Genomic DNA, 26617 nt, shown 5'->3' with positions numbered 1-26617 from the left:
CTCGGAGTACAGGAAGTCGATGAAAGCAGTCACGCTGGGTCCCGAAGGGACCTACTCCCATCGTGCCGCCGGGTCGGTCGCGGATGTCGTCGAGTTTCGCGAGTCCGTCACCGCCATTGTCGAGGCGGTCGCCGACGGCCAGTACGACCGCGGCGTCGTTCCGATCGAGAACAGTATCGAGGGGAGCGTCACCGAGAGCCTCGACGTGCTCGCGGACAACGAACTCGCCGTCATCAAAGAGATAGTCACGCCGATCCGACACGCCCTGCTCGCCCAGGACGAGACGTTCGAGACGGTGGCCAGCCACTCTCAGGCACTTGCACAGTGCCGGGAGTATCTGTCCGAACAGTACCCGGATGTGGGCCTTGAAGCGGTCGCCAGCACGGCTCGTGGCGTCGAAATCGCCCGTGAGGACGCGACCGTGGCGGGCATCGCCCACCCCGACAACAGTGGAAATGGTCTGCAGGTGCTCGCCGAGGATATTCAGGATCGGACCTCAAACGCGACTCGCTTTTTCGTCGTCGCACCGGTCGAGGATCGCACGCAGGCGGGCGGAAAGTCGACGTTCATCGTTTACCCGAACGACGACTATCCCGGTCTGTTGCTAGACCTGCTCGAACCCTTCGCTGACCGTGACATCAACCTCACCCGTGTCGAGTCCCGTCCCAGCGGCGAACGTCTCGGCGACTACGTCTTCCATATCGATATCGCGGCAGGGCTGTACGAAGACCGAACCGAGCAGGCGCTCGCCGATATCGACGAACTCGCAGCAGATGGGTGGATTCGTCGACTCGGATCGTACGACACCTCGCATGTCGTGTGACTCTCCAACTCTGTTCTCGTCGAGGGGACAGAAGTTATAGGTCAGGATGACGTAGTTTGAGGCGGGCAGATCGCCCTGAGTAAGTATGAAAGGCAACCCGTTCGAGGAGTTCGAGTCACTGCTACAGCGAATGGAGCAGGGGTTTGAGGGAGGTATGGATCTCCAGACGCGCACCGGTTCGACGGCGGTCGACGTCGCAGACCGTGACGAGGAGTTCGTCGTCACCGTCGACCTGCCGGGCTACGAGACGGAGGATATCGATCTGACTCTCGCGGACGACACGCTTCGGCTGGAGGCCGAGCGTGAGATCGAGTCCGAAGACGAAACCGACCACTATCTCCGCAGGGAACGCCGCCGACAGTCCGTCTCCCGGTCGATTCCGTTCCCCGAGTCAGTCGACGCAGAATCCGTGACGGCATCACACACCAACGGCGTGTTGACCGTCACGGTGCCAAAGGAGTTCGACTCTGACGAGGGCCACAGCATCGACATCGAGTAGTTCCTTACTCTCAGTTTCCGCTGCCGGCAGTGACAAACCGAAAAAAGTCGGGCGTGATACTCTGGAGTTTCAGTATCCGTCGTTGTCGTCGTTGTCGTCGTTATCGTCGAAGTAGTCCTCGTAGTCGTCCGGATCGATGGACATGATAACGTCCCCGTCGACGAGAACTTCGATCTTCGACGACGTCTCGATGTAACCGACCCAGAAGGTATCTTTCCCGTTAGCCGGAACGCTAATTTTTCCGCCGTAGTTGCTCCCTTTGGCGTTCCACGAGAACTTTAGCTTGTGGTCGAGGTCGTTGTAGATTGCGCACTTGATCTTGACCTTGCCGTCTTTGTGCTTGTAATCGAGGACGTCCACGTCGACGTACTCTTTGTACTTGTCGTACTCGTCGTGGTCGTCTTTGTCGTCCAGTTTCGTGTACGCGACCGTCTCGCCGTCGTGACGGATGTACACTTTCTCGTACTTCGTCGCGTCGTAGACCCAGAAGTTCGTTTTGCCGCCTTTCGGAACCTCGATCTTCTCGCCGTCTTTGCCGTCCTTGAGGTCCCACGAGAGCTTCAGGTCGTGGTCGCTGTCGTTGTAGACCCGAACCCTGGCTTTGACCGTGCCGTTTTTCTCTTTGTGCTTGATGACTTTGGCATCGACGTGCTCTTTGACGTCCGGCTTGTCCTTCTCCTCTTCTTTGTCGTCGTCATCTTTCTCGAAGTCGAGCGTCACACCGACGACCCGGTGGTCGTTTGCCTCGACGACTGCCCGGAACTCGTAGGACTCGCCGGGCTCGACGTCGATTTCGGCGCTGAACGGACCGGTTTCGGTAAGGGTCTGTCGGTCCGTCTGCTGGAAGTCATCGTCTTCAATATTACGCCACTCGAAGAACACCTCGACCTCGGTGAAGTCACCGATCTCCGTGAGGACCCCGTTGAGCGTCGCCGTCGAACCGTTGATCTCCGTTGCCGGTTCCGTCTCGACTTCGAGCTCTTTCTCGTCGTCCTCACCCTCGCGACACTCCGCCTCGCTGATCGTGAGGACGGGGTTATCCCCTCCGCCGTCGAACTCGACGAAGGCGCTCTCGACGGTGCCACCACCGTCTTTGAACGCCTCGAACTGGACTGCACCTTGTCCCTCACCGGGACGGAAGCCATCGTACGTTTCCGTCGTGTTGTCCTCGTACGTAACAGTGAGCTGGGCCCCCTCCTCGATTGGTGGCTGTCCACCGGGCGTCAGGATCCATTTCCAGAATCCGACCTCGTCGTCCTCACAGTCGAGGGTGGCGAACTCGTCGCCCTGTCCGCCCCACGTCAGTTCGTTCTCGAAGTTGTTTTCGTTACCGTTCTCATTACCATTTGCATTGCCGTTTTCATCGCCGTTCTGGCCAGTGTTGTCGTCTCCCTCGCTGTCGAGGCAGCCTGCAAGACCTGCTGCGACCAACCCACTCGCGCCTAGTACCGTTCGTCTGGATGGATTGTCATCCATGGTCGGAGCCTCATGGAAGGGACTCATTGTATCTCGGAGATTACCTGGTAGTAACGAGGTCCGAACGTGTTGCGTTAGCTTCCATCGAGAAGTAATTGCTCTATTCCCCATACGATTGCAGTAATACTCAACCTATAGTTGCGAGGTTATCCACGTCGTTGCTACAATACTCACGCCCCAGCTGACTGTCATACGGCGTCGATTTCCTTTCGAATAGTATCTATCTAGACGGCCTGACCGACGGAGCAACCGCTACGACTCGTTGCCGCTGACGACACCGCGGATCTGGCTGCCGTTGAATTAATGAAGGTTCGGCGTGTACCGGCCCATATGGACCGACAAAAGATATTCGCGATATTTCTGACCTTCCTGATGGTCTCGTCGCTCGTGGCGATGACCGCCTCGGTGCTGTAAGGTCAGAATCCATCGAAGAGTCGCTCGACGATCCCCCGGCGTTTGCGTGCGCCGGCGTTACTCCACCGCTTCTCGCGCACCTGTCCCGGTAGCTTCAGGTACTCCGTCTCGTCGATGGCCGCCGACTCGTGGGTGAGCACCAGCGAAACGAGGTTTCCGACCGCCTCGTCTTCGACGCGACCGATGCCCGTACATCCCGTCTCGGCGTCTTCTGCGACCCACATGTCACGTTCGATTCCGAACACTGGCGGCTCGTACTGCTGGACCGTTGCACGGTCTCTGATTGCGCGTCCCTCTTCCCCCATACTGAATGGTAGACTCCCACACACTAATCGTTTGGTGTGGTCCTGCTGAGATTCCGCGCTCACTCGGTATCCCAGACGTCCGCAATCGGGCTGTTATTCGAGGACTTCTTCCGCTTTTGTCCCGCCGACCGGCTTCTCGTCGCGGCGCTCGACGTTTTACTCCCCGAACGCTCCGTACTGCCGGAGCCACGTCGACGCTGTCCGCTCGCTCGTCCCACACTCCTCCCGGCGAGCGCCTCGCCGGGATCAAACGCCGGAAGCTCCGGTTCGCTCATCTGCCTGATCTGTTCGTCGAACCACCCGGGAACGTCGTGGCGCGCGCGCTCGAACAGGTCGAGCAGGCTCGAATCTGCCAGATACGTCGCACCGTAGTCGTCGGGCGCGCGAACCACCCGACCACAGGCCTGAATCACCGTCCTGAGTGCGGCGCGATAGTACCAGCCCCACTGGCCGTCCTCCAGTCGGTGAGCGATCCGTGAGTCCCCGGTGTTGGGGTAGGGTGCCTTGCAGAGCACCTGCCAGCGCGCGAGGTCGCCTTCCAGATCCAGCGCCTCCTCCATCTTCACCGAGAGGAAGACGCTCGCGTCGTCACTGGCCTTCCACGCGTCCAGATCGGCGTCCCGATGGTCCCGATCGTGGGTTCGGATCCGGTTTCCGACGCCGAACTCGCGCAACTGCGTCGCCAGCCGATCCTGAATGTCGTAGGAGTGACAGTGGATCAGCCCCTTCTCGTCGTCGTGTTTTCGCATGATACGGACGACCGTCCGGGCGACCTTCGGGAGCGTCTCCGAGCGGTGCTCGTAGGTCATCTTCCCCTGCGTGACGTCGTACAGCGGCCGGTGTTCGACCGGAAACGTGTGGCCGACATCGACCAGCGCGACGTTCGCCGGATCGAGGCCGACGCCGCGACAGAATGCTTCCTTGTTGAGAATCGTGGCGGATAGCAGGGCAAATCTGTTTGCTCGGTCCCAGACTGTATGGCGGAGATACCGCTCGGGATCCATCGGTTTGATCGTCACCGGCCCGCCTTCCCCGTCGGAGTTTCCATCATTCTCGCTCTGGTCGACCAGCCACGTCGTTGCACTCCCCGGATCGCGGTAGTCCTCGACGAACCAGTTCAACTCGGAGATAAGCTCCTGTAACCGGTCGCGTTCGGCGGCCTCCTCGGCGCTGAGATCGCCCTTTTCCAGCAGGTCGTCTTTCCGTCGAGTACACCGATCGACCAGCGCGTCGGCGTACTCGACCGCGTCGTCGAGCCCATCGAGCGCTGGAACGCGAAGCTCCTCCCAGAACGGGACGGTTCGGGGGCCGAGATGCGTCGTCGCGTACATCTCCGCCCACTCGGCGAGCCCGTGTGCCTCGTCGATAACGCAGACGTCGCGCTTGCGAAAGACGTCCGATCCGGCGGTTTGCATGAAGTAGGCCAGGGTCATCGCGGCGATCCGGCGGTTCGAGGCGATGGCTCGATCGGAAAAGTACGGACAGCGGTGTTTGACCGAGCAGTCGTACCCACGCTCGCGGGCACAGGGGGCCTGATCGACCGGCGTTTCCGTCTCGTCGGGCAGGATGCAGTCGTAGTTGCTCTTCCCGCGGATGATGCTCAGATCTTCGAGGAGATCGTCGTCGGCCACGTCGTCCAGTTGCGAGACCTGCGGCGTCGTGTAGTACGCCTTGGTTGCCTGACTCGGCGTCGCGTCCGCACCGCGGCGTGCACAGCCGGCGATCGCACGCGCAAGCAAGGACTTGCCGCTCCCGGTCGGTGCCCTGACGAGCACGACGTCGTTGCCCGCCTCGAACGCGGACTGGATGTCGGCCAGTGCCGATCGCTGGTTTCCACGGTAGGAGGGTGCGGGGAACGCATCGAAGATCCTGTCGGAGTCCACTGTGCTGGCTTTCTGCGTCCTCGGTCTTAACCTTGCGGAAGGTCGTCGCCGCCGGGAAGGCTGATCGCCCTACAGTGAGAGTTCACTGATTTCTCCCGACCCACAGGCGGGACAGGCTCGTTCGGTCGCCGTGACGGTCGTTCCACACCGCCTGCACTCCCGGTGAACCGACGCCTCGGTGTCGTAGAACTGCTTGAGTCGCTCTTCTAGCTCCTGCAGTAACGCCATCTCGGTGTCTCGGTCTGCCCACCATCTCGGTAAATACTTTCTGTCCGCGTCCCGCAGTACTCTCCGAAAAAAGACAGGTAGCGACAGCGACACTCATAGGCTGTGGCACCGATAGCTACTCGCCGTCCCGCCGTTCGAGCGCCTCGACGTCCGATTCATCCGGATAATCGGGAAGCTGGTCGATACACTCATTACAGAGAAAGTGCTCGCTGTCGTCCTCGAACTCCAGTGTCATCCCCTCTGTCGGCGTCGGCTTCATCGTCCAGAAGTCACTGATTCCCCCGCCGATCCGCACCTTCCGGCCACAGCCGTCACACGGTTGGCGTCCCATCGGGGCGACGTAGGGGCCCAATCCGTGAAAACCTTCTGACAGAGACCTCCTGCCGTGCGGTTGTGCGTGCCCGGCACCCGGAGTTTAGTCGACAGAAGTAGTAGTACCCAACATGCGGGTGGACTGTGCAGGCTGCGCGGGCTGTTGTCTCGACTGGCGACCGCTGACCGACGAGGACGTCGACCACGAGCGCCACGGCCGGTACCGCCCTCTCGACGACACCTACAACCTCACACCGCTGACTCGCTCGGAGATCCGCCGGTTCCTCGACGATGGGATGGCTGCAGCGATGACACCCCGGTTCTTTACGGCCGACGATGGAGTCCGGATCGACGGCCACGAACTCGCCGCGATCGATGGCAACCCCGTCTTTTTTGTTGGGCTCCGGAAAGTCCCGAAGCCGGTGGCTCCGTTCGGCGAGTCTCCACACTGGCTCCGTAGCTGTGTCTTCCTCGATCCGACCACGCTCCAGTGTCGGATCCACAACACGGATCGGTATCCCGAGCAGTGTGCGTCGTATCCGGGCCACAACCTCGCGCTCGATCAGGAGACGATGTGTGAACGTGTCGAGGGAGCGTTCGGTGGCGAGCGGCTGGTCGACGACGAGCCGCCCGAAGCCCTCGATGGACTCTTGCTTGGCCCACAGGCCCTCGGCGAGAAACTGTTTACTCATCCCGAGCCAGCGCAACTGACTGGCTCGATCGAGCGCTGTGCCGCCGGTGAATCCAGCGCCGCGGATCGTGCGGAGTGTCTTGCGGTCGCCGCGGCGTCCAGTCCCGGTACGACGACCGTCGAGCAAGAGCGCTATGAGACGTACCGAAAACGGGCGCTGGCGGGAGACTCGTGGATCGACTGCGCAGTCGGCGTGTGGAGCAAACGAGCCGACGAGCCGGGCCGCTCCGCCCCGGATCCGGCCATCGCGGTCGCAGTCGAGGACGAGCGCGGTGCGCCAGAAACGCCAGGTTGGAACTGAGCCAGCGGCGATATTATTATCCCGGCGTCCTACCGGTTCGTATGAACGTTCTCGTCACCGGTGCGACGGGCTTTGTCGGACGCCGACTCGTCCCAGCGCTCCTCGATGCCGGCCACGAGGTGTGCGTGCTCGTCAGGGATCGATCGAGCTACGACCTCGACCTCGATGTCGATATCTACGAAGGCGATCTACTCGAACAGGGCAGCTTCGAGTCCGCACTGGCAGGAGTCGACGCGGCGTACTATCTCGTTCACTCGATGGGATCGAGCGGGGACTTCGAGGAGCGTGATCGCCAGGCAGCCCGGCATTTCCGCGCAGCCGCAAGCGCAGCAGGCGTCGGGCGCGTGATCTACCTCGGCGGACTCGGCCCCAGCGAGGAGAAAGAGGGCGTCTCGGCACATCTGCGGTCCCGACAGGAGGTCGGGCGACTGCTCGGTGATGGAACCTACGACCTGACGACGCTCCGGGCGGCGGTCATCGTCGGCGAGGGGAGCGCGAGCTTCGAGCTGATCGATCAGCTCACCGGTCGGCTCCCTGTGATGCTCGCCCCGAAGTGGGTCCGGACTCGCTGTCAGCCGATCGCGATCGACGACGTGATCGCCTACCTCGTGGGCGTACTCGATGCCCCCGAAACAGCCGGGACGACGTTCGAGATCGGCGGCCCGGAGGTGATGACCTATCAGGAGATGCTCCAGCGCACGGCAGAGATCGCTGGACGGAGCGTCTACATCATTCCGGTCCCGGTGCTCACACCGACGCTGTCTTCTCACTGGCTCACCTTCGTCACGGACGTGCCTACCTCAGTCGCCAAACCCCTGATTGCGGGTCTCAAGACGCCGGTCGTCGTCGAGAACGATCGGATCAGGGAGTTCGTCGATATCGAGCCGACATCGTTCGAGACGGCTGTCCGGCGAGCGTTCAGCAGTGAATCATCCCCCTCGTCGCCGCCAGTGGAGGCCACTGGATGAGCGTCGAGTACGGCGAAGCCTGGGTCTACGAGAGTATCGTCGGCGCGATTCCGGGGCTCGATCTGTCGGACAGGGCAGCGGTCACGATCCAGCTGGTCGGCTTCGAGTTCGCGGTCCTGCTCGGTGCGCTCTACTACGATCTGTGGTACGCGGCCGCGTTCGGGACCGTTGCAGTCGGCGTCGCTGCAGTCGGTAGTGCAGTCATGCTGCGGTTCAGCCAGCGACTTCGCGCACTTGACCCGCCCGAGGCCTACCGGACCGCGCTCTTTGGCTCCAGTTTCGAGGTCGTCCTCGGGCTGGTTGCCTTCCTCGTCCTCGTCACCTACCTGTTCGTGTACGATCCGCGGACAGGGTCACTACCGCTCGTCGAACGGCTATTCGGTCCGGAGCCCCCGCTGCTCGTCGTCTTCCTCGCGTTGCTGATCGCCTGGGACGTGGCCTATCGAATCGGGACGAGCTGGTGGGCGAGCGTCGTCGCCGTCTGGCGGTCCTACACCTTCGAGTTCGATGAGCAGACAGCCCTCGCGTACCGGCAGCTCGATCTCCTCAACATCGGTTTCGCCGCGATTCAGCTGGCACTGCTCCCCTTTGTGTGGGATCGCCCGGTGCTGGCGGCGGCGCTGATCGGACACGTGGTCGCAACCGGCGGCGCGGTCGCACTGTCGACAGCACTGCTGCGGTAGCGCCAAGAAAAATAAGAGCCCTCGTCAGTTCGATTTGATCTCCTCGAACGTATCCAGAAGGTCCTCGGCCGAGTCGCCGGAATCGTATTCGATGGTGCCACGGTACTCCTCTCTGGCGTCGTCGAAGTCCGCATCGACCGTACTCGTTTTCTGCTCTCGGCGTTCGTGTTCGTCCTCGTCGTAGGCACCAAGTGACATGGTAAGTATACTCATGCTTGGGAGTGATCAGTTATCAATGTAACGGTCGTTCAGGTCCGATTCCCAGCCGAGGACAACTGGTATACCACTCCACTACCTATGTTTCTTCGTGGCGAGCCCGCTTCGATTCCGCAGATCAGACGAGCGCTGGACGGCAGCCAGAGTCGAACGTGACGTCTTCGATCCGCTGGACGCCAACCTCGGCGCACGACGTACGACCCCCCGCTTCGAGCCGACCGGCAACTGGCAGATACGCCGATACGATGTCGACAACGGTGACCTCGCGCTGTTCGCGTGGGACGACGACCACGGTTACTGGCTCGGCAACACCGAGACGCCCGAGTCCCTCTGGCGGACCGACAAGTACGGGTGGCGCAGTGTTCCGTATCAGATCGCCCGCTGGGCACAGCGGGAGTTCCTTGCGGAACTGTACGAGGAGGACCCGTGGCTAGAGCAGTACGGACATCTCTCGTGGTACTTTCTCCCTGTCTTCATGTCAAAAGACGGTCGGGAGACGACGCGGGCGTTCTTTAGCGAGCACGCCGGGGGGTTCCCGGACGCGGACAGCGAGGACGCGCTGGCGTTTTACGAGGAGTTCCTTGCGACCGGTCGGCTCGACGAGTATCGAGAGACGATGGCGGGGAAACTCGGGACCAGCGAGCTATTCGACAGAGTGCGAATGACCGCCGCCATGGGCGAGTTCAATGCCGCAAAGCTACTGATCGATGCGGGATACGAGATCACGCCCGAGATCGAGGTCGGAACGGGTCACTCACTGGACTTTCGTGCCCGATCAGCAGAAGCTGATGGGGCTGTCGAGGCTGACGGCGGGTCGGGAACGCTGGTTGAGGTGACGCGACCCCAGCCTCCGACGCGACGCAACGCAAGTACGCCGACAGCCGCCGTTCGGGAGACTGCAGGGACGAAAGCGACGGGACAGCTACGCCACAACGGGGATGCAGTCCTTCTGGTCGATTGTTCGAGCTTTCGGGACGACGAGTGGGCGGCGATCAAGGGAGAGCGTCCTGACCTTCCCCACCGCCCAGCAATCGTCTACCGGGTGCGCCCGTCCGGATCGGTCGACGGCTACGCAACGGGGACGCCACCACTGGACGTCGACGCCGTGCTGGCCAGAAGTTAGAACGAGTACTGGTCGGGCCCGTACGGACTGCCCAGCGGCGTCGGGTCACGGTCGCTGTACCCCTTGCGGCCGATCGCTCGATCGCTGACTCCGGAGTAAATGGCGAACTCGGCGTCTTCTCTGTTCTCGTACGTCTCCGAGCCGGTCCGTTCGAGGACCTCACGCAGGGTTTCATTGGAGAGATCGATCTCTTCGTCGCCGTATCGGTCGAGCAGTTCGTCGGACGTCATCGGGAACTCCGCGTCGGTGAGCAGTTCGGTCGTGTTCTTCATCGTCATCTGTTTGTGGGTGAAAGATCATTATAAATCTTCGCTATAATGTTTGGGGGGTGATGGTGCATCCATTAAAGACCTTATATTGCATCTAGTGAGTGGAGGAGACACGGCACGGCTCAAAACGTATAGAGATCCTGCACCGGCTCCATCGCGCGTGCGGCATCGAGGGCCGCTTCGGCGTCAGCTTCGGTCTCCGTCGCGAGCGGGGTATCCCCACTGGTTCGTCGTCGCGCCGCTTTGCCGTACCAGCGAGCACACTGGCGATACTGCTTCGTCTTGGTTTTTGCGCTCTCTGCGGTCCGAACCACGTTCTCGGACTCGGCGAATCGCCGCGCCGTGTCGAACCCGCTTTCTGCCTCCCCGAAGTAGTACTCGGCTTCGGCGAACGCCTCGGCCGCAACGCCCCAGTCCTCTCCCGCATACGCCGCCCGGGCGTTTTCTAGCTCGGACCGGCCGTACCGGTAGTGGTCGTGTGCCGAGCGGTATCGATCGATCGCTCCACGGTCGTCCTGAACGGAGTCAACGGCCGCTCGCACTGCCTCGATATCCGGCAGTTGATATGGATCGGCGGTCGCCCACGCATATCTGATCTCCTGTCGGTCGTCGACGACGAATACCGCCCGCTGCGAGAGACGGTTATGTCCCTCGAATTCATCGTGGAGCACGCCAAAGAGTTCGGAGACTCGACCATCGTTGTCACTCAACAGTGGGAATTCCAGGCCGTTCTGACGGGCGAACTCGAGGTGGCTAAAGGCGCTATCGGTCGAAATCCCGAGGATCGATATCTCGTCCTGGAGGTTGAACAGATCGATATCCCGGAGCGAGCAGAGTTCATCGGTACATGCTGGACTGAAATCTGCCGGATAGAATGCGAGAACGGTGAGTTGGCCTGCTGCGTACTCACTGAACGTCAGCTGTTCGATCTCTCCGCCGACCGCCGCAGGTAGCGTAAAATCGGGAGCCCTTGTTCCCTCGGTGAGCATATCTCACCGTGGGAGCGTGCCGTGTTAAGTGGTGGGGCCTAGTTACCCGCCAGTGCGTCCGCAACGCGTTCGATCGGGTGCGGTGGCTCGCCGTGCTGGGCGTCGTAGTCCGACAGCTGTGTCCGACAGGACGCCCCCGGCGCGACGACCTGTTCGCCTGGCGAGTCGTCGACCTGCCCGAACAGGATATTGCCGATCGCCTGACTCATCGAGTAGTGTTCGACCTGATAGCCAAAGGACCCAGCCATCCCGCAGCACGATGAATCCAGCGCGTCGACCTCGTAGCCTGCCCGCCGGAGCACGCCGACTGCGTGGTGGTCCTTGCGCGTTGCCTTCTGCTGGCAGTGACCGTGATACGTCAGCGACTCGGCGTCCGCGTCGAAGCTCATCCCCTGATCGAGCTCGAACCGGTCGATATACTCACAGACACCGTAGGTGTTGGCCGCGACGGCGTCGACATCCTCGCCCGAGAGCAACGACTGGTAGTCCGACTGGTACATAACCGCGTCGGACGGCTCAACGGTCACGACGTCCCAGCCCTCTGCCACGAGCGGTGCAAGCGTGTCAACGTTCTCCCGTGCAGTCGACCGGGCGTGATCGAGCATACTCTTCGAGAACGCCGGGCGACCACTGTCGGTCACGTCGTTGGGGACCCGGACGTGGACGCCTGCAGCCTCCAGCGCCTCGACTGCGGCTTTTCCGACGTGTGGGTGCGTGTAGTCGGTGTAGGGGTCGGCGATCAACAGCGCCTTTCGCTCCGCATCGGCTTCCGATACCGTGGATCCGCCGCGCGAACGCATCCACTTGCGGAACGTCCTGCGATGGAACGACGGGAGGTCGCGCTCGCGGGCGATTCCCATCACCTTCTCGGCCATCAAGTTGGTTCCCGGAAGGCTCATTGCGATGTTCGAGACTGGTGCGAACGTGCTCCCCAGTTTGAACAGCGTCTCGACGTTGGCGAAGAGCCGGTCCCGCAGCGGGATGCCCTCGCGCTGGTGATACTCATGGGTTACCTCGGCTTTGAGCTTCGCCATGTCGACGCCGCTCGGGCAGTCGTTCTTGCAGCCCTTGCAGGCGATACAGAGATCGAGCACCTCGTTGACGAACTCGTCGGTAAACAGTTCGTCGGGGAGTTCGCCGTTCATCGCGTTTCGGAGCATGTTCGCCCGCCCCCGAGTGCTCGTTATCTCCTCGTCGGTCGCCCGGTAGGTCGGACACATCGTCCCGCCAGTGGTGTCCTGGTGACCCTCACAGCCCGCACAGCCGTGACAGAGCTCTGCCATTCCCTGAAAGCCGTTCTCGTTCTCCCAGTTGAGGACCGGATCAAAGTCAGCATCGAAGCTATACTCGGGATCGAACCGGAGATTCTCGGTCGGGTCGTGATCGCCACAGACGTTCCCCGGATTGAGCAGCCCCTGTGGATCGAAGGTCGATTTTAGGTCACGGAAGACGTCCCACAGCTGGTCGCCGTAGAGTTTCCTGTTCCACTTCGTCCGCGCTCGCCCGTCGCCGTGTTCACCCGAGATGGAGCCGTCGTATTCGACGACGAGGTCGGTCAGCGCCTCGGAGATTGCCGCCATCGTATCCAGCCCGTCCTGCGTTTTGATGTTCAGAAGTGGGCGGATATGGAGAACGCCGGGCCCGGCGTGGGCGTAGTAAGAGGCAAACGTGCCATGCTCGTCGAAGACATCCTGAATGTCGGCGACGTACTCGGGCAGGTTCTCGGCAGGTACCGCCGTATCCTCGACGAACGGCCAGTGTTTGTCGTCACCGGTTCGTGAGAGGAGAATTGGCAGACCGGACTTGCGCATCTTCCAGAACTTCGCCTGCCGGTCGGGGGCGTACGCCTCCAGCGCGTCGACCGCATTTATTGGCGCGTCAGTACTTGTTGGGTTCTCCGGAGCGACTTCGGCATCGTGGGCAGGCAGGCGGTCGGCGAGCAGATTCGCCACCTTCTGTTTCCCCTCGGCGATGGAGTCTGCGTAGAACTCGACGAGCAGCGTCGAGTCAGTTCCATCGGGAAGTGTTGCAACGAGATCAGCGAACTGGCCGGTGTCCCGCGCCAGATCGAGCAAGACGTCATCCATCACCTCGACTGCGGCGGGATCGTGTTCGAGGATCGGCGCGACGTCTTCCATCGCTGAAATGACATCATCGTAGGTCAGCAGGACAACCGAGGTCTCGGACGGAATCGGTTCGAGTGACACCTCCGCCTCGGTGACGATTGCGAGGGTCCCCTCGCTGCCCGCCAACAGCCGCCCGACGTTGACCTGTCCTCGTTCGTTGACGTCCTTGACCAGCCGATCGAGGTTGTACCCCGAGACGTTGCGCTTGAGATCTGGGAACTTCGCCTCGATCTCCCCGGTGTGTTCCTCGAGGATCGCCTGGACCTCGGCGTAGATGCGGCTTTCACTGTCAGCATCTCCGGCGAGCTCGTCAAGCTCATCTACGTCGACCCAGCCGAACTCCGTCACCGTACCGTCGGCCAGCACCGTTTCGACTGATTCGATATACCCGTCCGCCTTATGATACTTTAGTGAGTGTGCGCCAGTCGTGTTGTTACCGATACAGCCACCGAGAACGCTTTTGTCGCCCCACGCCGGGTCAGGTGCGTACTTCAGGCCGTATTCCTCGAGATGATCGTTGAGGCGTGCAAGCGTGATTCCGGCTTGCGCTCGTGCGACCCGCTCGTCGGGATCGACCGAGAGGAAGCCGTTCATGTGGCGTTTGAAATCTAGCACGACCGCTTCGTTGACGGCCTGCCCGGCGAGGCTTGTCCCGCCGCCGCGGGGGAGTACTGGAATCTCATTGTCGGCACAGTACTCCATTACCGCGGCGACGTCCTCGGTCGAGCGCGGCGAGACGACGCCGATCGGGAGTTGCTGGTAGGCACTTGCATCGGTGGCGTACAGCTGTCGGCTGTAGGAATCAAACCGAACATCGCCGTCGACCCGGCTGTCGAGATCGTCTACGAGGTCAGGTCGTTCGATCCCGCTACCCTGATAATCGTAGTTGGCCCGCGGGTCGTCTGCTACATCGACGCCAGTCGTCAAACCTGATTGATAAGTATCGCTCATCGTACCCTCTGAATATCACTGACAATGTTCTTCATATACTTAAATGGGTCAAATGATACCGGTCTGTGAGAACCTACTGCCCCCTTGCGAACACGGCCGAAGTTGGAGGTTTCCCGTCGCAAAAAAACAGCGTCAGTCGCTTCTAGTGGCTACGGCGCTACTCGGGGACGAGGCCTTCGTCCTCAACGCGCATGATCGCCTCGCCATCGGCTAGGTTCGGGGCGTCGACGAGCTTGAAGATCCGCTTCGATCCCTTTGACTTGCGTAGGTACACTCGGAACGTGGAAGTGTGCCCCAGGATGTTCCCGCCGATCGGCTGGGTCGGATCGCCGAAGAAGGAGTCGGGGTTCGAGGCTACCTGATTGGTGACGAGGACGGCCGTGTTGTTCAGATCGCCGACGCGCATCAGGTCGTGGAGGTGTTTGTTGAGCTTCTGCTGGCGTTCGGCAAGCTGACCCCGGCCGACGTACTCCGCGCGGAAGTGGGCGGTCAGTGAGTCGACACAGAGGAGTCGGGTCGGGAACTCGTCGTCCTGACTCTCGCTTGCCAGTTCTTTTGCCTTTTCGGCCAGGAGAATCTGGTGGTTGCTGTTGAACGCCTTCGCAACGTGGATGTTGTCGAGGAAACTCTCCAGAAGCTCCTCCATCGCCTCGTCCTCGCCCGGCTCGCCCTCAATCCCTCTATCTTCCATCGTCGCCGCGATGATCTCGTCGTCTAGCCCACGGATCATGTCGTCGATACGCTCGGGACGGAACGTATCTTCGCTGTCGATGAAGATGGCGCTGCCGTGGAGTCCGCCGTGTTCTTTGGGGAGCTGGACGTTCACCGAAAGCTGGTGTGTGACCTGGGATTTCCCCGAACCGAATTCGCCGTACACCTCGGTAATCGACTGGGTCTCGACGCCGCCCGACAGCAGGTCGTCGACCTCCTCGATGTTGAACGAGAGCTTGCCGATCTCCTCGCGGCGTTCGAGTACCTGCGAGCCACTCTCGAAGCCACCGATGTCTGCGGCTTTTCTTGCGGCCTGAATGATATCCGAGGCCGTACTCTCACCGACGTCGGCGGTGTTGCTCAGTTCACCCGGACTGGCGACTGCCAGTCCCTGATACGAGTCGAAGCCGTTCTCCTGAAGCTTCTCTGCGGTTGCCGGACCCACGCCGGGGAGTTCCTCTAGATCCTCGTTTGCTGCCATGGATCTCCGTTGTGCCCGACCCTACATAAACCTCCGTTAACAGCATAATGAAAGTAAAACTGACTCGTAGCCTCGGTCTCATTTTGAGAAGATTCCATCCGCCCCATTCCTACACTAATATTCCTGAACAATCGGACAAGAAAAGGAAATAATATAAGTGTAGACTGGTCAGGCTATGTGTGCACGTTTGGCAAACTCCCCACACCAGACAAATTCATCCGGGGCGAGACGACACTCACCGGCGTTCAGTGACCGGTATCTCCTCTCTCCCGTGCGGAACTACTGCCACGGAACACCCATCAGACGCTACTCAATAAAGCATTATGAGCCAGAACGACAGTGGATCCGACCGCGGATCGGTTTCCCGAACGACAGGCGGCGACGTCTCACCAACCGATGAGCTCGCCCGTGATCGAGATACCGAGGGGCGGTCGTATCGGCATTACGCAAGCGAGGGTGCGGACTCGTACCATCCCGGCCAGCCCCGGATCGTCACGGTCGGCTCGGAGATCGTCAACCCGGCCTTCGTCGGTGCGATCTACGGGAGCGACCACGGAGATTTCCGGAACAGGGACCACCTCAGCCCACGGCTGCCCGTGCTTCGGCGAGATCCCGAAGAGTACGATTCCGACGACTTCGCGTGGTCGATCGCAGAGCGCCCCGAGGGTAGCACCGCGGAACTCAGTTTCTCGACGCCGACCAACGAGAACCAGCCACGCTACGACCACGGTCGCGAACACGTCACGGAGTTCGTCCCCGACGAGTCTGGCCGGTACACGCTCCGGCTCGACGCACCGGACGGGACGCACACCCAGACGATCTATGCTGTTCCCGAGCCGACCGATCCGGATGCTGGTCGCCCACGGGTCGAACTCGACGCAACGCTCGAAGGTAACGAGTTCTCCGTCGGGGCGACGCCGAAACTCGCCCCGAGCCGTGACTCGACGACGCTGCGTCTCGACGTTACGTTCCTCGTCGACGACCGTGATTCGCTTTCCGAAGACGCGATCAGCGTCAACGACACGACGGCACACATTCCGCTCGACGCGCTCGACGGCGAGTCCGCCCGGCTCCACGCCGTGGCCTACGACGGAAACCGCCCCAGCGTCGTCGATACCGTCGAGCTCTCCCCCGACGGGGACGTCTCGCTTCCGAACCGTCCCCCGTCGTGGCTCGACGACAGCGTCATATACGAGATCTTCACCCGGTCGTTCCACGGCGAGCGCGGCAAGACTGATTTCGACGTCCTCACCGATCGCGTCGAGTATCTCGACGAGCTGGGTGTCGACGTCGTCTGGCTGACGCCGGTCGTCCCCTCGGTGAGCGGGGCAATGGATCTCTCTGGAGGCGGTCCACATGGCTACGACACGCTCGATTACTTCGACGTGGCCCCCGATCTCACACCGTCTGGAACGACACCGATCGAGGCCTACAGGCAGTTCATCGAGGCCTGTCACGACCGAGATATCAGGGTGCTGTTCGACCTCGTCGCGAACCACTGCGGGCGCGATCACGAGTTCTTCCAGGCGTCGATCGAGGAAGCCACGGATCGGGCAGGCAAGTGGCCCCACGTCGAATCGTGGGACGACGAGTCGAAGTACTACGACTGGTTCCATCGCGTCCACCAGTCCCGCTACGACGGGGCGGGCGAGCAGGTCGAACCCGAACCACGAGTGACCGGGTTTTACGACCATCTCCACATGCCCAACTGGAACTACGACAACCTCGCCGTCCGCGAACATATGCTTGCAGTCGCGGACTTCTGGTCCGGCGAGATCGGCGTCGACGGCTTCCGGTGTGATATCGCGTGGGGCGTCCCCCACGACTTCTGGAAGGACGTCCGCGAGGTCGTTCGAGCGAACAACAGCGAGTTTCTCATGCTCGACGAGACGATTCCCCACGACGCCTCGTTCGCGGAAAACGAGTTCGACGCGCACTTCGACACCGCCGAGTACACCGAGACAGCCCACGCCGTCGCCCGCGGTGAGGTCGAGGCGTTCGAGCTACTCGAAGCCGTCAAAGCGCGCACTGACAAGGGCTTTCCGGACTACACACGCCTGCTCAACGCCACCGAGAACCACGACGAAAAACGCCTGCTCAACGAGGCGATCCACGCCGGGGCGTACGATGATCCGGAGAGCGTCCAGCGTGCCTGCTGGGCCGCGGGCGTCGCGCTACCGGGCGTCCCCTTCGTCTACTACGGGCAGGAACGGGCGATCAGCCGCCACGGCGAGAATCGTCACCTCGGTCCGTGCGACCCACGTGAAAACGACGTGCGCCCCGGCGGGATGCAGCGCGCGTTCATGAACTGGGACGAGTACGACGAAGATCACTTCCAGTTCTACAAACGGCTCATCGATCGGTACCACGATCTCGACGCGCTCAAACCCGCCGCAGAACTGGAAGACGTCTGGCACCAGTCCACGGACAACGTCCTCGCGTTCGGCCGGGACGCGAGCGACCTCGACGACGTCTCGGGGCCCGAGCGCGTTGTCGCGATCGTCAACTTCGAGGACGGCGACCCGGCGCAGGTGCAGCTCCCGGCTGCGGTCGACACGACGGACGTCATTACCGACGAGGACGTCGCCGTCGAGCACAATGGTACAACCACGACCGTCAAGGTCGAGACGATCGCTGTCCTCGAAACGCCGACGTTCGACCCTCTCGGCGAGACGGTCGTCGAGTGGCGAAACGACAGCAAGTACCGGCGGCGCAACGCCTACGACATGCCAACTCACGAGACGTTCGACGAGGCGTGCTTCGACCTCCAGCGCTTCGAGGTCCGCGAGTTCGCCGACAGCTACCAGTTCGTCTTCGAGTTCGACGCTATCGAGAACGTCTGGAACCGTGATCGGGGCTTCTCGCTCCAGTTCCCACAGGTGTACGTCCGCGATCCCGACGCCGAGTATGGGGCGCTCAACGCCGCCGCTGGCGTCAACGCCACGTTCGAGTCGGTGTATCAACGCCGTGTGCTCGCTCGACCCGAGGGCCTCGTCAGCGTCGAGACGGGCCACGGCTCGCTAATCGGTACTGGAGGCGCGGAGACGCTCACCGACCGTGACGCCATCCTGGTCTGGGCCAGCAAAGACGATTTGCCGGACCCACGAACCGTCGAGATCACCCCGCTGGTTGCGGGCTACGACGCAAAACACAAGTATGACGTTCGCCAGACGACCACGAAGGCGACCGACTGGACGTTCGGCACCGGCCAGATCGAGGGGACGCCCCCGAACGTCCTCGATCTGATCACCCCTGCGGGTGTCGACCGCGACGACGCGCTCGCTCCCTTTGTCGACGGCGTGGCGCGAATTCCGTTCCGTTCGGTCGACTGATCGCTCACTCCCAGGGGTGGCGGCCCTCACTCGGCCACAGCGGGTACCAGTACTCCTTGTCCGGTTCGATCTCTAGCTCGCCGTCGAGAACGCTCTGTAATTTCAACTCGACCTGATTGTCCCGCTCGTGGGCCGCCCCCGGCGTCGGCGCGAACGGGTAGAACGTCCCCCGGCGGAACGAGTAGATCCAGTCGCCGGGCTGACCCTCTCGCTCGAAGGCGAAGACCGCCGCGAGCAGGCGTGAGCCGTAGCCCTCCTCGATGAACGTATCCGCCGCGAAGTAGACGTTCGTCACCAGATCCTCGAAATCGTCGTCGTCCTGGAAGACCACCCAGCGGTAGCCGTGATCGTCGTCGACAAAGCGGGAGACGGTTCCGGTCTCGGCTTCTCCCTCTGCGAGGATCGACCGGACATCGCTGACCGTACCCGCGAACTCGTGGCTGTTGACGTCGCCGAAACACAGCGCCGCATAACCGGTCGGCTCGAAGCCGAGGTTCGCCTCCATCGTCAGGTAGGCCGTGCTCATCCCGAACAGATCGTCGGGGTCGGCGTCGCTCGTGGCGTCTCGTTCGGCGCGAACTCCCAGCACGCTCCGGATGCTGTCGAGCAGTCCCATTGGTGGTGAGTTTGTCGCCGTGGACATAATCCTGACCGTTCCCGGCGTGAAACCCAATCGCTTTTGAGAGGCGACCGGTTACGAGTGGGTGAGGGCACGTAGCTCAGTCCGGATAGAGCGTCGGACTTCTAATCCGACGGTCGTGGGTTCGAATCCCATCGTGCCCGCTAATTCTGCGACGAACGGACGTGAGGAGCGAATCAAGGACCGCGTGGGATTCGAACTAGACAGGGCGCGCACAGCGGAGCGAGCACGTCCTGGCGTAGTTCAAATCCCATCGTGGCTGCTCATTCTCTTCGATCATTCGCGGCCACGATGATGTTCGCAAACAAACCACCTTTGCTCACTCCCATCGTGCCCGTTCACTCCTTTCCGTCGTTCACTCCCACGATGATGTTCGCAAACAAACCACCTTTGCTCACTCCCATCGTGCCCGTTCACTCCTTTCCGTCGTTCACTCCCACGATGATGTTCGCAAACAAACCACCTTTGCTCACTCCCATCGTGCCCGCTTCTACGAGGAGCAGACGAGGCACCGAGTGCGGCGTTCGAGAGTAGCCCGCAGAAAAGAGAGTGCGGGCTGTCGCGACGTGCTGTCTACTCGCGATCGGACGGGACAGCTACGACAGGCCGATCAGCGTTCAACAGCAGCGACTGTGTAACGCTCCCGAACACTGCCTGCCCGAACGGTGGCCGCTTTCGCGCACTCACGACGATGTAGGCCGCATCCTGTGCTTTGCTGTACTCGATTAATTCCTCGACAGTGTTCCCTGCCAATCCAACGGGCTCGAACTCGTCGACACCATCGACGTCATCCGCAATCTGGCGTGCCATCTGACGAGCTTTCTGCGTAGAGAGGTTCCGTTCGTGGTCCGCGTCGTACCCGCCTTCCGGACTCGGGACGCCAACGTCGCCGACGTGGACGACGTGAAGGCTGACACCCGCGTCGTCAGCAAGTGTCCGCGCCGCTCGAATTACGGCCTGTGCTCGCTCCGACTGATCGACTGCGGCAACGACAGGCATACCAGAACTATGACCATATCAGATATTAACTGGCGGTGGTTAATGTCATCCAAAAAATAAAAATGGTTACGGGAATCGGTCGGCTCGAGTCTGAACCACCGGTTTCAATCCCTGCCCCCGCCGTATATACTCTACACCGTGGTGGCCGTACACGTCATGTACGAGATCCTGATGCCGATCGATACCAGCGAATCGCGGGGACGAAAGCAGGCGGCGTTCGTCACGGCGCTCCCCGGAGCGAGCGAGTCGATCCACGTCTCATTGCTGTACGTCTTCGACGACGAGAACAAGGCGGAGACGACAGCACCGCGCCAGCTGAGCGGCGGGAACGCGGCATTCAAACGCCTGCGGGAGGCCAACGTGGGAATCGAACAGGTCTCCCGGATCGGCAAGCCCGCCGAACAGATCGTCAGTGTCGCCGAGGAGCTAGACGCCGACCTGCTCGTGCTGGGTGGGCGGAAACACTCGCCGGGTCGGTCGGCACTGTTCGGCAGCGTCACCCAGTCGGTGATCAGACAGACCGAGCGACCGGTGACGGTGACTGGCGGGGAAGCCGCGGAGACGTGATCGGCGGTCAGACGTCGGAGCGGTCGTCGGGTTCGAGTTCTCGATACAGATAGTACGAGTAAATGACAGGTCAGGGAATCATATAAACAGGATGTCGACGCTCCGGCCTGCCCGCGCTGTGTTACAATGCAATTTTGTATACAAGAAGCACAGACTTCGAGATGAGCAGAGTGGCGACGCGGGTTTTTTGTCGTCCCACCGGGAATCGACTGCCATGGTTCTCGAACTCGTCGTGAGCGGCGTCGTCGGATTCGTGCTCCTCGTCGGTGCCTCGTACGTCGGCACGACGATGGCGCTTCGCGGGTTCTTCGGACGCGACAGGTACTCGTACAAACACAAACCGCCCAGCGAGAGTTCAGAAAAAAGAGGCCCTGACGAACGATAACCGATTCGTTACTGCTCTTTTGCGCCGGGGTTCGTCACCGCACCGTTGGCCGCCGAGCCGAACAACCGGCCGTACTTGGCCATAACGCCGTTGGTGTAGTTCGGCTCTGGTTCCTCGCGCTCGTCGAGACGACGTTCGATCTCCTCGTCGGAGACGTCAAAGGCGAGGGTGCGCTCCTCAACGTCGATCGTCACGATGTCGCCGTCTTCGAGTGCGGCGATGGGACCATCGGCCGCGGCCTCGGGGGCGACGTGGCCGATCGAGAAGCCACGCGTCGCCCCCGAAAAGCGCCCGTCAGTGAAGAGCGCGACGTCCTCGGCGTGGCCCTGCCCCGCAACGGCGCTCGTGACGCCGAGCATCTCGCGCATGCCGGGGCCGCCCTGTGGCCCCTCGTTTCGGATACAGATTGCGTCGCCCGCTTCGACGTGGCCCTCCTGGACGTACTTCATGGCCTCTTCCTCGTTCTCGAAGACGCGGGCGGGGCCCTCGTGGCGGAGATCCTCCTCGCCGGTGACCTTGAGCACCGCGCCGTCGGGGGCGAGATTACCGGTGAGGATGCGGATCGCGCCCTGTTCGTTTTTGGGGTCGTCGACCGAGTAGAGGTAGTCGACGTCGAGGTCATCGAGGGAAGGGAGATCCATCGCGTCGAGCTCCTCGCCGATGGTGTTGCCCGTCACGGTCAGCGCATCGCTGTGGAGCAGTCCGGCCTCGTGGAGCGCGTTGAGAACGACCGGGACGCCGCCGACCTCGTGGAGGTCGTTCATGACCTTCTCGCCGCCGGGCTGGAGGTCGGCGATCTTCGGCGTTTTCCGGCTGATTTCGTCGAACTCCTCGATGTCGAGGTCGATGTCCGCCTCGGCGGCCAGCGCCAGCAGGTGGAGCACGGCGTTGGTCGAGCCGCCGATGGCGACCTGCAGGGCGATGGCGTTCTCGAAGGACTCCTTGGTGAGGTAGTCGGAGGGACGTCGACGTTCCCTGACGACCTCGACGGCGAGTTCACCAGCCTCGCGGGCAACCTCGTAGCGTTCGTCGGCTTCGGCGGGCGCACTGGCGCTGCCAAGCGGCGCAAAGCCAAGCGCCTCGCTCAGGGAGGCCATCGTGTTGGCGGTGAACATCCCACCGCAAGAGCCCGCGCCGGGGCAGGCGTGACGCTCCATCTCGTCGAGTTCCTCCTCGCTCATCTCGCCCTCGGCGACCGCGCCGACGCCCTCGAAGACGTTCTGGATCGTCACCTCGCGGCCCTCGTGCTCGCCGGGCATGATCGAACCGCCATAGAGGAAGACCGACGGCAGATCGGTGCGGATCATCGCCATCATCATGCCGGGCATGTTCTTGTCACAGCCGCCGATGGTGACGAGGCCGTCCATGTGCTCGCCGAACGCCACCAGCTCGACGGAGTCGGCGATGATCTCGCGGGAGGTCAGTGAGGCTTTCATCCCCTCGGTACCCATCGAGATGGCGTCGCTGATCGTGATCGTCCCGAACTCGATCGGCATCCCATCCGTCTCGTCGACGGCGTCGTACGCACTCTGTGCCACGTCGTCGAGGTGGACGTTACACGGCGTGATGTCCGCCGCAGGGTTCGCCACACCGATCATCGGCGCGGAGAGGTCATCGTCGTCGTAGCCCATCGCCCGAAACATCGCACGGTGGGGCGCTCGTTCGACCCCTTCGGTCACTTCGCTGCTCGGAAGCTCGGGGTCTTTTTCGCCGCCCATCGTCTCCTTGCTCATACCTCGTAGGTTCGGCCCGGGAACCTTAAGTCACTATATCCGAACGTCTTCGGCTGCTCGTGGGGCCGTCCGGCGTCCCCGTCTCCGGTGTCGAAACGCCCTTGCCAGCCGCGACGCTATCCCGACGCATGGCGACGGTACGTACGGCGGCGCGCTTGCACTTTGGTTTTGGGAACCTGTCGCTCGCCCACGCGCGCCTGTACGGCGGCGTCGGCGTGACGCTCGACGCACCACGACTGGTCGTCGAAGCCGACCGTGCCGCACCCGTGACTGTTACCGACGAAACCGGAGCTTCCGAGTCCTTCCGAAGTACTGTCGAGTCCTACGCCGAGCGCGCTGCAGACCTGCTGGATGTCGATGGCGCTGCCCTCACCGTTCACGAGCGACTGCCACGCCACGTCGGACTGGGCAGTGGGACACAGCTCGCGCTCGCCGTCTACGCCGCGACGGCGGCCGCCCACGACCGGCCGGTCGACGTCCGGGAGGCGGCCCCGGCGCTGGGCCGTGGCGGGCGAAGCGGGATCGGTGTCGCCGGGTTCGAGTCCGGCGGGTTTCTTGTCGACGGCGGCCACCCGACGAGTCAGTTCACGACCGACCGGCCCGCTGACGGCGAGTGGACTGTCCCGCCGGTGATCGCCCGTCACGAACTCCCCGAGGACTGGCGATTCGTACTCGTGCTTCCGGACGCCGAACCGGGCCGTAACGGCGACAACGAGGACGCCAGTATGCGAGCGGTTGTCGAGTCCGCCGATCCTGCGCTGGCCGACGAAATCAGTGCCGTGCTGACGCGCCGGGTACTCCCCGCGGCCGCGCTGGGGCGTCGCCAGGAGTTCGGGGCGGCCCTCGCCGAGATCGGGCGGCTCAACGGCGCGTGGTACACCGACGCACAGGGTGGCGTCTTCCGGCCACCAGTGGGACGGATCGTCGACGAACTCGGGACGCATCCGGCGATCGATGGGGTCGGCCAGTCCTCGTGGGGGCCGACGGTGTACGGCCTGACCCACATCGATGCGGTCGAGAGCGCGCGTGCGGCGGGCCGGGACGCGCTTGCCGTGGCTGGCGTCGACGGTGACGTGCTGGTCGCTGGGCCACGGAACTCCGGCGCGACGATAGAGCGGTGACCGCGCGGAGTGAGCCGCACAGCCACTGGCGCAACGCCTAACAGGCCGGACCGAGAGATGCAGGTATGTCGCGTATTCCGTTCGGTATCTCGCAGTTCGACAGGACGATCGGCGGCGGCGCACCCTCGGGCAGCGTCGTCCTGCTGGCCGGCGAGGTCGGAGCCGGTGCCCGTGAGTTCATCTATACTACTGCTGTCATGAACGGACTCGCGCGAGCGGACCAAGAGCAGTTCGATCTGTACTACGGTGATCTACACGACCGTGCACGACTCCCCGAGGAGGTCCATTACCTCTCCTTTACCAGCACCGAAGGCCCTCTGCTCGATGAGATGCGTCACACGCTCGAGGCCGACCTGGTGGAGACCGGTACCGGGCCACTACGCTTTGGTGACCTCTCCGAGGAGTATTTCCAGTTGAGTCCGGTACCCTCCGAGTGGTACTCCGAGCGCACTCGCAGCATTACGTCCCTCGGCCAGGACACCGATACCGACGATGTGCTCGACGCGATGGGGGACTATCTGACCGATCACGCCGCTGGCAGCCTCGTGGTTGTCGACTCCGTGACCGACCTGATCAGCGCTGCTGGCAAGGTGATGGACTGGACCGACATCACACTCCTGCTGAAGGGCCTGGAGAAGGCTGCAAACCAGTGGGGAGGGTTGATCCTGCTACACGTTACGCTCGATACGCTCTCGGACACTGAACTCGGGCAGTTGATGGACGCCACGAACGGCACCTTCCTGTTCGAGTGGGAAAGCGGGGGAAGTGAGCGGGATCGGACGATGGTCGTCAAGCAGTTCCGGGGCGTCCTCTCACGACTGGAAGACGAGAATATCGTCCGGTTCGAGACGGACATCGGCGACACTGGCTTCGACATCAGCGACGTCCGAAAGATCCGGTGAGATGAACAGACAGCGATCTAACATATTCTCCCACCGAACTATTAAGACTCTCCTTTGACAAGTAGGGGTGAATGGCCAGCGACGATTCACGTGGCGGGAAGACGATGATCGAGCTCCCCAGCGACGTGTACGACTGGCTCGACGAGGCCCACCACGGTGACGTCGATGCCGTCGCTCGACGACTGCTCGACGCGCACCGACAGCTCGCTGCCGGGGGAGAGCCGATCGCCCCATCCGGCGACTCGGACGATAGTCGGCCCGTTACCGAAGCTGAACTCGATGAGCGTCTCGCCGATCTCGACGCGACGATCGACGAACTGATCGAGGACGTCCGCAAACGCGTGATTCAGCTGAAGCGAGAAACCGACGCAAAAGCGCCCAGAGACCACGATCACGAGGAGCTCCGCGAGCGTCTCGACGGAGTCGAGGGACGGGTCGCGGATGCCGAGGGGCAGGCCGAATCGGCGGCCAAGCGTGCGGCCGACGCCGAGTCCTCGCTCGCCGCTGGCTTCGAGAACTACGAGGAGATCCTCACCTACCTCACCGAGGAGACCGACCTGCTTGCTGATCGGGTCGACCTGCTCGCCCGCGCCGTGATCGATCTCCGCTCCGAGGTGGAGACGGTTGCCGCCGAGCGCGCCCGGCGGGAGGCGGTCGACGAGCTAAAACGGGCAGCCAACCAGCAAGGCGTCCGGACGGCCGAGTGTGACGCCTGCTCGGCATCGGTCGATATCGCCCTGCTGGCGAAACCGCGCTGTCCGCAATGTACCGAACGGTTTGTCGATGTTTCGGCGGGCGGGCGGTTTTTCAGACCGAACGTGCTCGAAACTGGTGACCCGCCCGCACTGACCAGTACTGACGAACCGGACGACCTCGGCGCGGAACTCGACGCCGCGTTCGAGGAGGAGACCGACGATGCACCCGATTGGGAGCCGCCGGGTGAGCCCAATGGCTGAGGACGGTTCATCCGAGGATCTGCACGATGAGTTACAGGACTTCTCTGACGATCTACCCGACGAGCTACACGATCCCCCAACGCTCCGCCCGGATGACGAGTCGGCTCCGGCGCTCGAATCACACGCCGATGCCGGGACTGATGAGTCCCCATCGGGTCGACAGGGGCCGCTTGAGGACCTCGCCGACAAACTGGGTCGACGCCGCGAGGAACGTACAGAGGGCGAGTACGACGATCTGTTCGTCTCCGAGGACGTCGGCGACCTCGACAGCGATCTCGTCTGGGAGGAGCTCGAAACTGGCGGCGTCACAGTCGAACCGAAGCTCGGGACCGAGGAGTACGTCGTTCCGACATCGAGCTACTGCGAGACGTGCGAGTACTTTTCTGCACCACCCGAGGTAGCCTGCGGGCACGAGGGGACCGAAATCACCGACATGGTCGACATCGAACACTTTACCGTCCGGAACTGCCCGAAAGTCGCCGAGGACATCGCACTCGGCGAGTTCGACGCCGGGGGCGAGTAGTTTTTCCCGT

Annotated in this window: 26 protein-coding genes and 1 tRNA gene; 14 read left to right on the top strand and 13 right to left on the bottom strand. The window is 62.3% G+C overall.

The features are described 5' to 3' along the window. The first annotated feature begins 19 nt into the window (after positions 1-19). Positions 20-823, top strand: a complete 804-nt coding sequence (pheA, locus tag AArcS_RS01500) for a prephenate dehydratase (protein ID WP_238478661.1) — start codon at positions 20-22, stop codon at positions 821-823. 85 nt (positions 824-908) lie between these two features. After that, positions 909-1322 carry an Hsp20/alpha crystallin family protein gene (locus AArcS_RS01495; protein ID WP_238478660.1) on the top strand — a complete coding sequence of 138 codons (414 nt, stop codon included), beginning with the start codon at positions 909-911 and terminating at the stop codon, positions 1320-1322. A 69-nt stretch (positions 1323-1391) separates the two neighbouring features. Here AArcS_RS01495 and AArcS_RS01490 read toward each other — a convergent pair whose 3' ends face one another. The 5 genes from AArcS_RS01490 to AArcS_RS01470 all read right to left on the bottom strand — a co-directional run bounded on the left by AArcS_RS01490 (position 1392) and on the right by AArcS_RS01470 (position 5959). Further along, positions 1392-2825 carry a hypothetical protein gene (locus AArcS_RS01490; protein WP_238478659.1) on the bottom strand — a complete coding sequence of 478 codons (1434 nt, stop codon included), beginning with the start codon at positions 2823-2825 and terminating at the stop codon, positions 1392-1394. A gap of 389 nt (positions 2826-3214) precedes the next feature. Further along, positions 3215-3517, bottom strand: coding sequence for a hypothetical protein (locus AArcS_RS01485; protein ID WP_238478658.1), 303 nt, complete (start codon positions 3515-3517; stop codon positions 3215-3217). Positions 3518-3576: 59 nt separating this feature from the next. Further along, complete coding sequence (locus AArcS_RS01480) at positions 3577-5400, bottom strand: helicase C-terminal domain-containing protein (protein WP_238478657.1); 1824 nt, start codon at positions 5398-5400, stop codon at positions 3577-3579. A 69-nt stretch (positions 5401-5469) separates the two neighbouring features. Continuing rightward, positions 5470-5628 (bottom strand): hypothetical protein, encoded by a 159-nt coding sequence (locus AArcS_RS01475; RefSeq protein WP_238478656.1) that lies wholly within the window; start codon positions 5626-5628, stop codon positions 5470-5472. Positions 5629-5743: 115 nt separating this feature from the next. Continuing rightward, positions 5744-5959, bottom strand: a complete 216-nt coding sequence (locus AArcS_RS01470; RefSeq protein WP_238478655.1) for a DUF7561 family protein — start codon at positions 5957-5959, stop codon at positions 5744-5746. Positions 5960-6071: 112 nt separating this feature from the next. Between AArcS_RS01470 and AArcS_RS01465 the strand changes: the two genes are divergently transcribed. Genes AArcS_RS01465 through AArcS_RS01455 form a run of 3 tightly spaced genes read left to right on the top strand, consistent with a single transcriptional unit; the run spans position 6072 to position 8583 of the window. After that, positions 6072-6932 carry a YkgJ family cysteine cluster protein gene (locus tag AArcS_RS01465; RefSeq protein ID WP_238478654.1) on the top strand — a complete coding sequence of 287 codons (861 nt, stop codon included), beginning with the start codon at positions 6072-6074 and terminating at the stop codon, positions 6930-6932. Positions 6933-6973: 41 nt separating this feature from the next. Continuing rightward, on the top strand, positions 6974-7900 hold the full coding sequence (locus AArcS_RS01460; RefSeq protein ID WP_238478653.1) for an NAD(P)H-binding protein: 927 nt from the start codon (positions 6974-6976) through the stop codon (positions 7898-7900). Beyond that, positions 7897-8583 carry a DUF7530 family protein gene (locus AArcS_RS01455; RefSeq protein ID WP_238478652.1) on the top strand — a complete coding sequence of 229 codons (687 nt, stop codon included), beginning with the start codon at positions 7897-7899 and terminating at the stop codon, positions 8581-8583. The genes AArcS_RS01460 and AArcS_RS01455 overlap by 4 nt, the downstream gene beginning before the upstream one ends. 24 nt (positions 8584-8607) lie before the next feature. Here AArcS_RS01455 and AArcS_RS01450 read toward each other — a convergent pair whose 3' ends face one another. Further along, the gene (locus tag AArcS_RS01450) at positions 8608-8781 is read right to left on the bottom strand and encodes a DUF5786 family protein (protein WP_238479960.1); all 174 of its coding nucleotides are present in this window, start codon (positions 8779-8781) and stop codon (positions 8608-8610) included. Positions 8782-8890: 109 nt separating this feature from the next. On the opposite strand from AArcS_RS01450, the gene AArcS_RS01445 reads away from it, so the two are divergent. Then, positions 8891-9922: a DUF5784 family protein gene (locus tag AArcS_RS01445; protein WP_238478651.1), complete on the top strand. Its 1032-nt coding sequence runs from the start codon at positions 8891-8893 to the stop codon at positions 9920-9922. Here AArcS_RS01445 and AArcS_RS01440 read toward each other — a convergent pair. The 4 genes from AArcS_RS01440 to radA form a co-directional block, all read right to left on the bottom strand. Beyond that, on the bottom strand, positions 9919-10200 hold the full coding sequence (locus AArcS_RS01440; protein WP_238478650.1) for a DUF5789 family protein: 282 nt from the start codon (positions 10198-10200) through the stop codon (positions 9919-9921). The two genes, AArcS_RS01445 and AArcS_RS01440, sit on opposite strands and share 4 nt — an antisense overlap. 113 nt (positions 10201-10313) lie before the next feature. After that, complete coding sequence (locus tag AArcS_RS01435; protein ID WP_238478649.1) at positions 10314-11180, bottom strand: redoxin domain-containing protein; 867 nt, start codon at positions 11178-11180, stop codon at positions 10314-10316. A 38-nt stretch (positions 11181-11218) separates the two neighbouring features. Next, positions 11219-14257: an FAD-binding and (Fe-S)-binding domain-containing protein gene (locus tag AArcS_RS01430; protein WP_238478648.1), complete on the bottom strand. Its 3039-nt coding sequence runs from the start codon at positions 14255-14257 to the stop codon at positions 11219-11221. 157 nt (positions 14258-14414) lie between these two features. After that, complete coding sequence (radA, locus tag AArcS_RS01425; RefSeq protein WP_238478647.1) at positions 14415-15449, bottom strand: DNA repair and recombination protein RadA; 1035 nt, start codon at positions 15447-15449, stop codon at positions 14415-14417. Between the two features lie 323 nt (positions 15450-15772). Between radA and AArcS_RS01420 the strand changes: the two genes are divergently transcribed. Continuing rightward, positions 15773-18781, top strand: a complete 3009-nt coding sequence (locus AArcS_RS01420) for an alpha-amylase family glycosyl hydrolase (RefSeq protein WP_238478646.1) — start codon at positions 15773-15775, stop codon at positions 18779-18781. Between the two features lie 4 nt (positions 18782-18785). Here AArcS_RS01420 and pspAB read toward each other — a convergent pair whose 3' ends face one another. After that, a complete protein-coding gene (gene pspAB / locus AArcS_RS01415; protein WP_238478645.1) occupies positions 18786-19397 on the bottom strand; it encodes a PspA-associated protein PspAB in 612 nt (203 codons plus the stop codon). A gap of 92 nt (positions 19398-19489) precedes the next feature. Here pspAB and AArcS_RS01410 point away from each other — a divergent pair. Continuing rightward, positions 19490-19564: transfer RNA gene (locus AArcS_RS01410), tRNA-Arg, on the top strand. Positions 19565-19994: 430 nt separating this feature from the next. On the opposite strand, the gene AArcS_RS01405 is transcribed toward AArcS_RS01410, so the two are convergent. Continuing rightward, positions 19995-20420 carry a universal stress protein gene (locus AArcS_RS01405; RefSeq protein WP_238478644.1) on the bottom strand — a complete coding sequence of 142 codons (426 nt, stop codon included), beginning with the start codon at positions 20418-20420 and terminating at the stop codon, positions 19995-19997. 156 nt (positions 20421-20576) lie between these two features. Here AArcS_RS01405 and AArcS_RS01400 point away from each other — a divergent pair, with 156 nt between their 5' ends. Continuing rightward, positions 20577-20987, top strand: a complete 411-nt coding sequence (locus tag AArcS_RS01400) for a universal stress protein (protein ID WP_238478643.1) — start codon at positions 20577-20579, stop codon at positions 20985-20987. Positions 20988-21201: 214 nt separating this feature from the next. Next, positions 21202-21372 (top strand): hypothetical protein, encoded by a 171-nt coding sequence (locus AArcS_RS01395; protein ID WP_238478642.1) that lies wholly within the window; start codon positions 21202-21204, stop codon positions 21370-21372. A gap of 8 nt (positions 21373-21380) precedes the next feature. On the opposite strand, the gene ilvD is transcribed toward AArcS_RS01395, so the two are convergent. Continuing rightward, entirely contained in the window at positions 21381-23105 is a 1725-nt protein-coding gene (gene ilvD, locus AArcS_RS01390; protein WP_238478641.1) for a dihydroxy-acid dehydratase, read from the bottom strand. A 128-nt stretch (positions 23106-23233) separates the two neighbouring features. Here ilvD and AArcS_RS01385 point away from each other — a divergent pair, with 128 nt between their 5' ends. The 4 genes from AArcS_RS01385 (at position 23234) to AArcS_RS01370 (ending at position 26607) form a co-directional block, all read left to right on the top strand. Beyond that, positions 23234-24226: a beta-ribofuranosylaminobenzene 5'-phosphate synthase family protein gene (locus AArcS_RS01385; protein ID WP_238478640.1), complete on the top strand. Its 993-nt coding sequence runs from the start codon at positions 23234-23236 to the stop codon at positions 24224-24226. Between the two features lie 65 nt (positions 24227-24291). Then, positions 24292-25128: an RAD55 family ATPase gene (locus AArcS_RS01380; protein WP_238478639.1), complete on the top strand. Its 837-nt coding sequence runs from the start codon at positions 24292-24294 to the stop codon at positions 25126-25128. 71 nt (positions 25129-25199) lie between these two features. Continuing rightward, positions 25200-26084 (top strand): hypothetical protein, encoded by an 885-nt coding sequence (locus tag AArcS_RS01375; RefSeq protein WP_238478638.1) that lies wholly within the window; start codon positions 25200-25202, stop codon positions 26082-26084. Beyond that, positions 26077-26607, top strand: coding sequence for a DUF8135 domain-containing protein (locus tag AArcS_RS01370; RefSeq protein ID WP_238478637.1), 531 nt, complete (start codon positions 26077-26079; stop codon positions 26605-26607). The genes AArcS_RS01375 and AArcS_RS01370 overlap by 8 nt, the downstream gene beginning before the upstream one ends. Positions 26608-26617: the final 10 nt, after the last annotated feature.

It is taken from the genome of Natranaeroarchaeum sulfidigenes (genome assembly GCF_017094485.1).
Taxonomy (GTDB): domain Archaea; phylum Halobacteriota; class Halobacteria; order Halobacteriales; family Natronoarchaeaceae; genus Natranaeroarchaeum; species Natranaeroarchaeum sulfidigenes.
The sequence above is the reverse complement of the archived record's forward strand: the minus strand, read 5'-3'. Positions and strand labels throughout refer to the sequence as shown.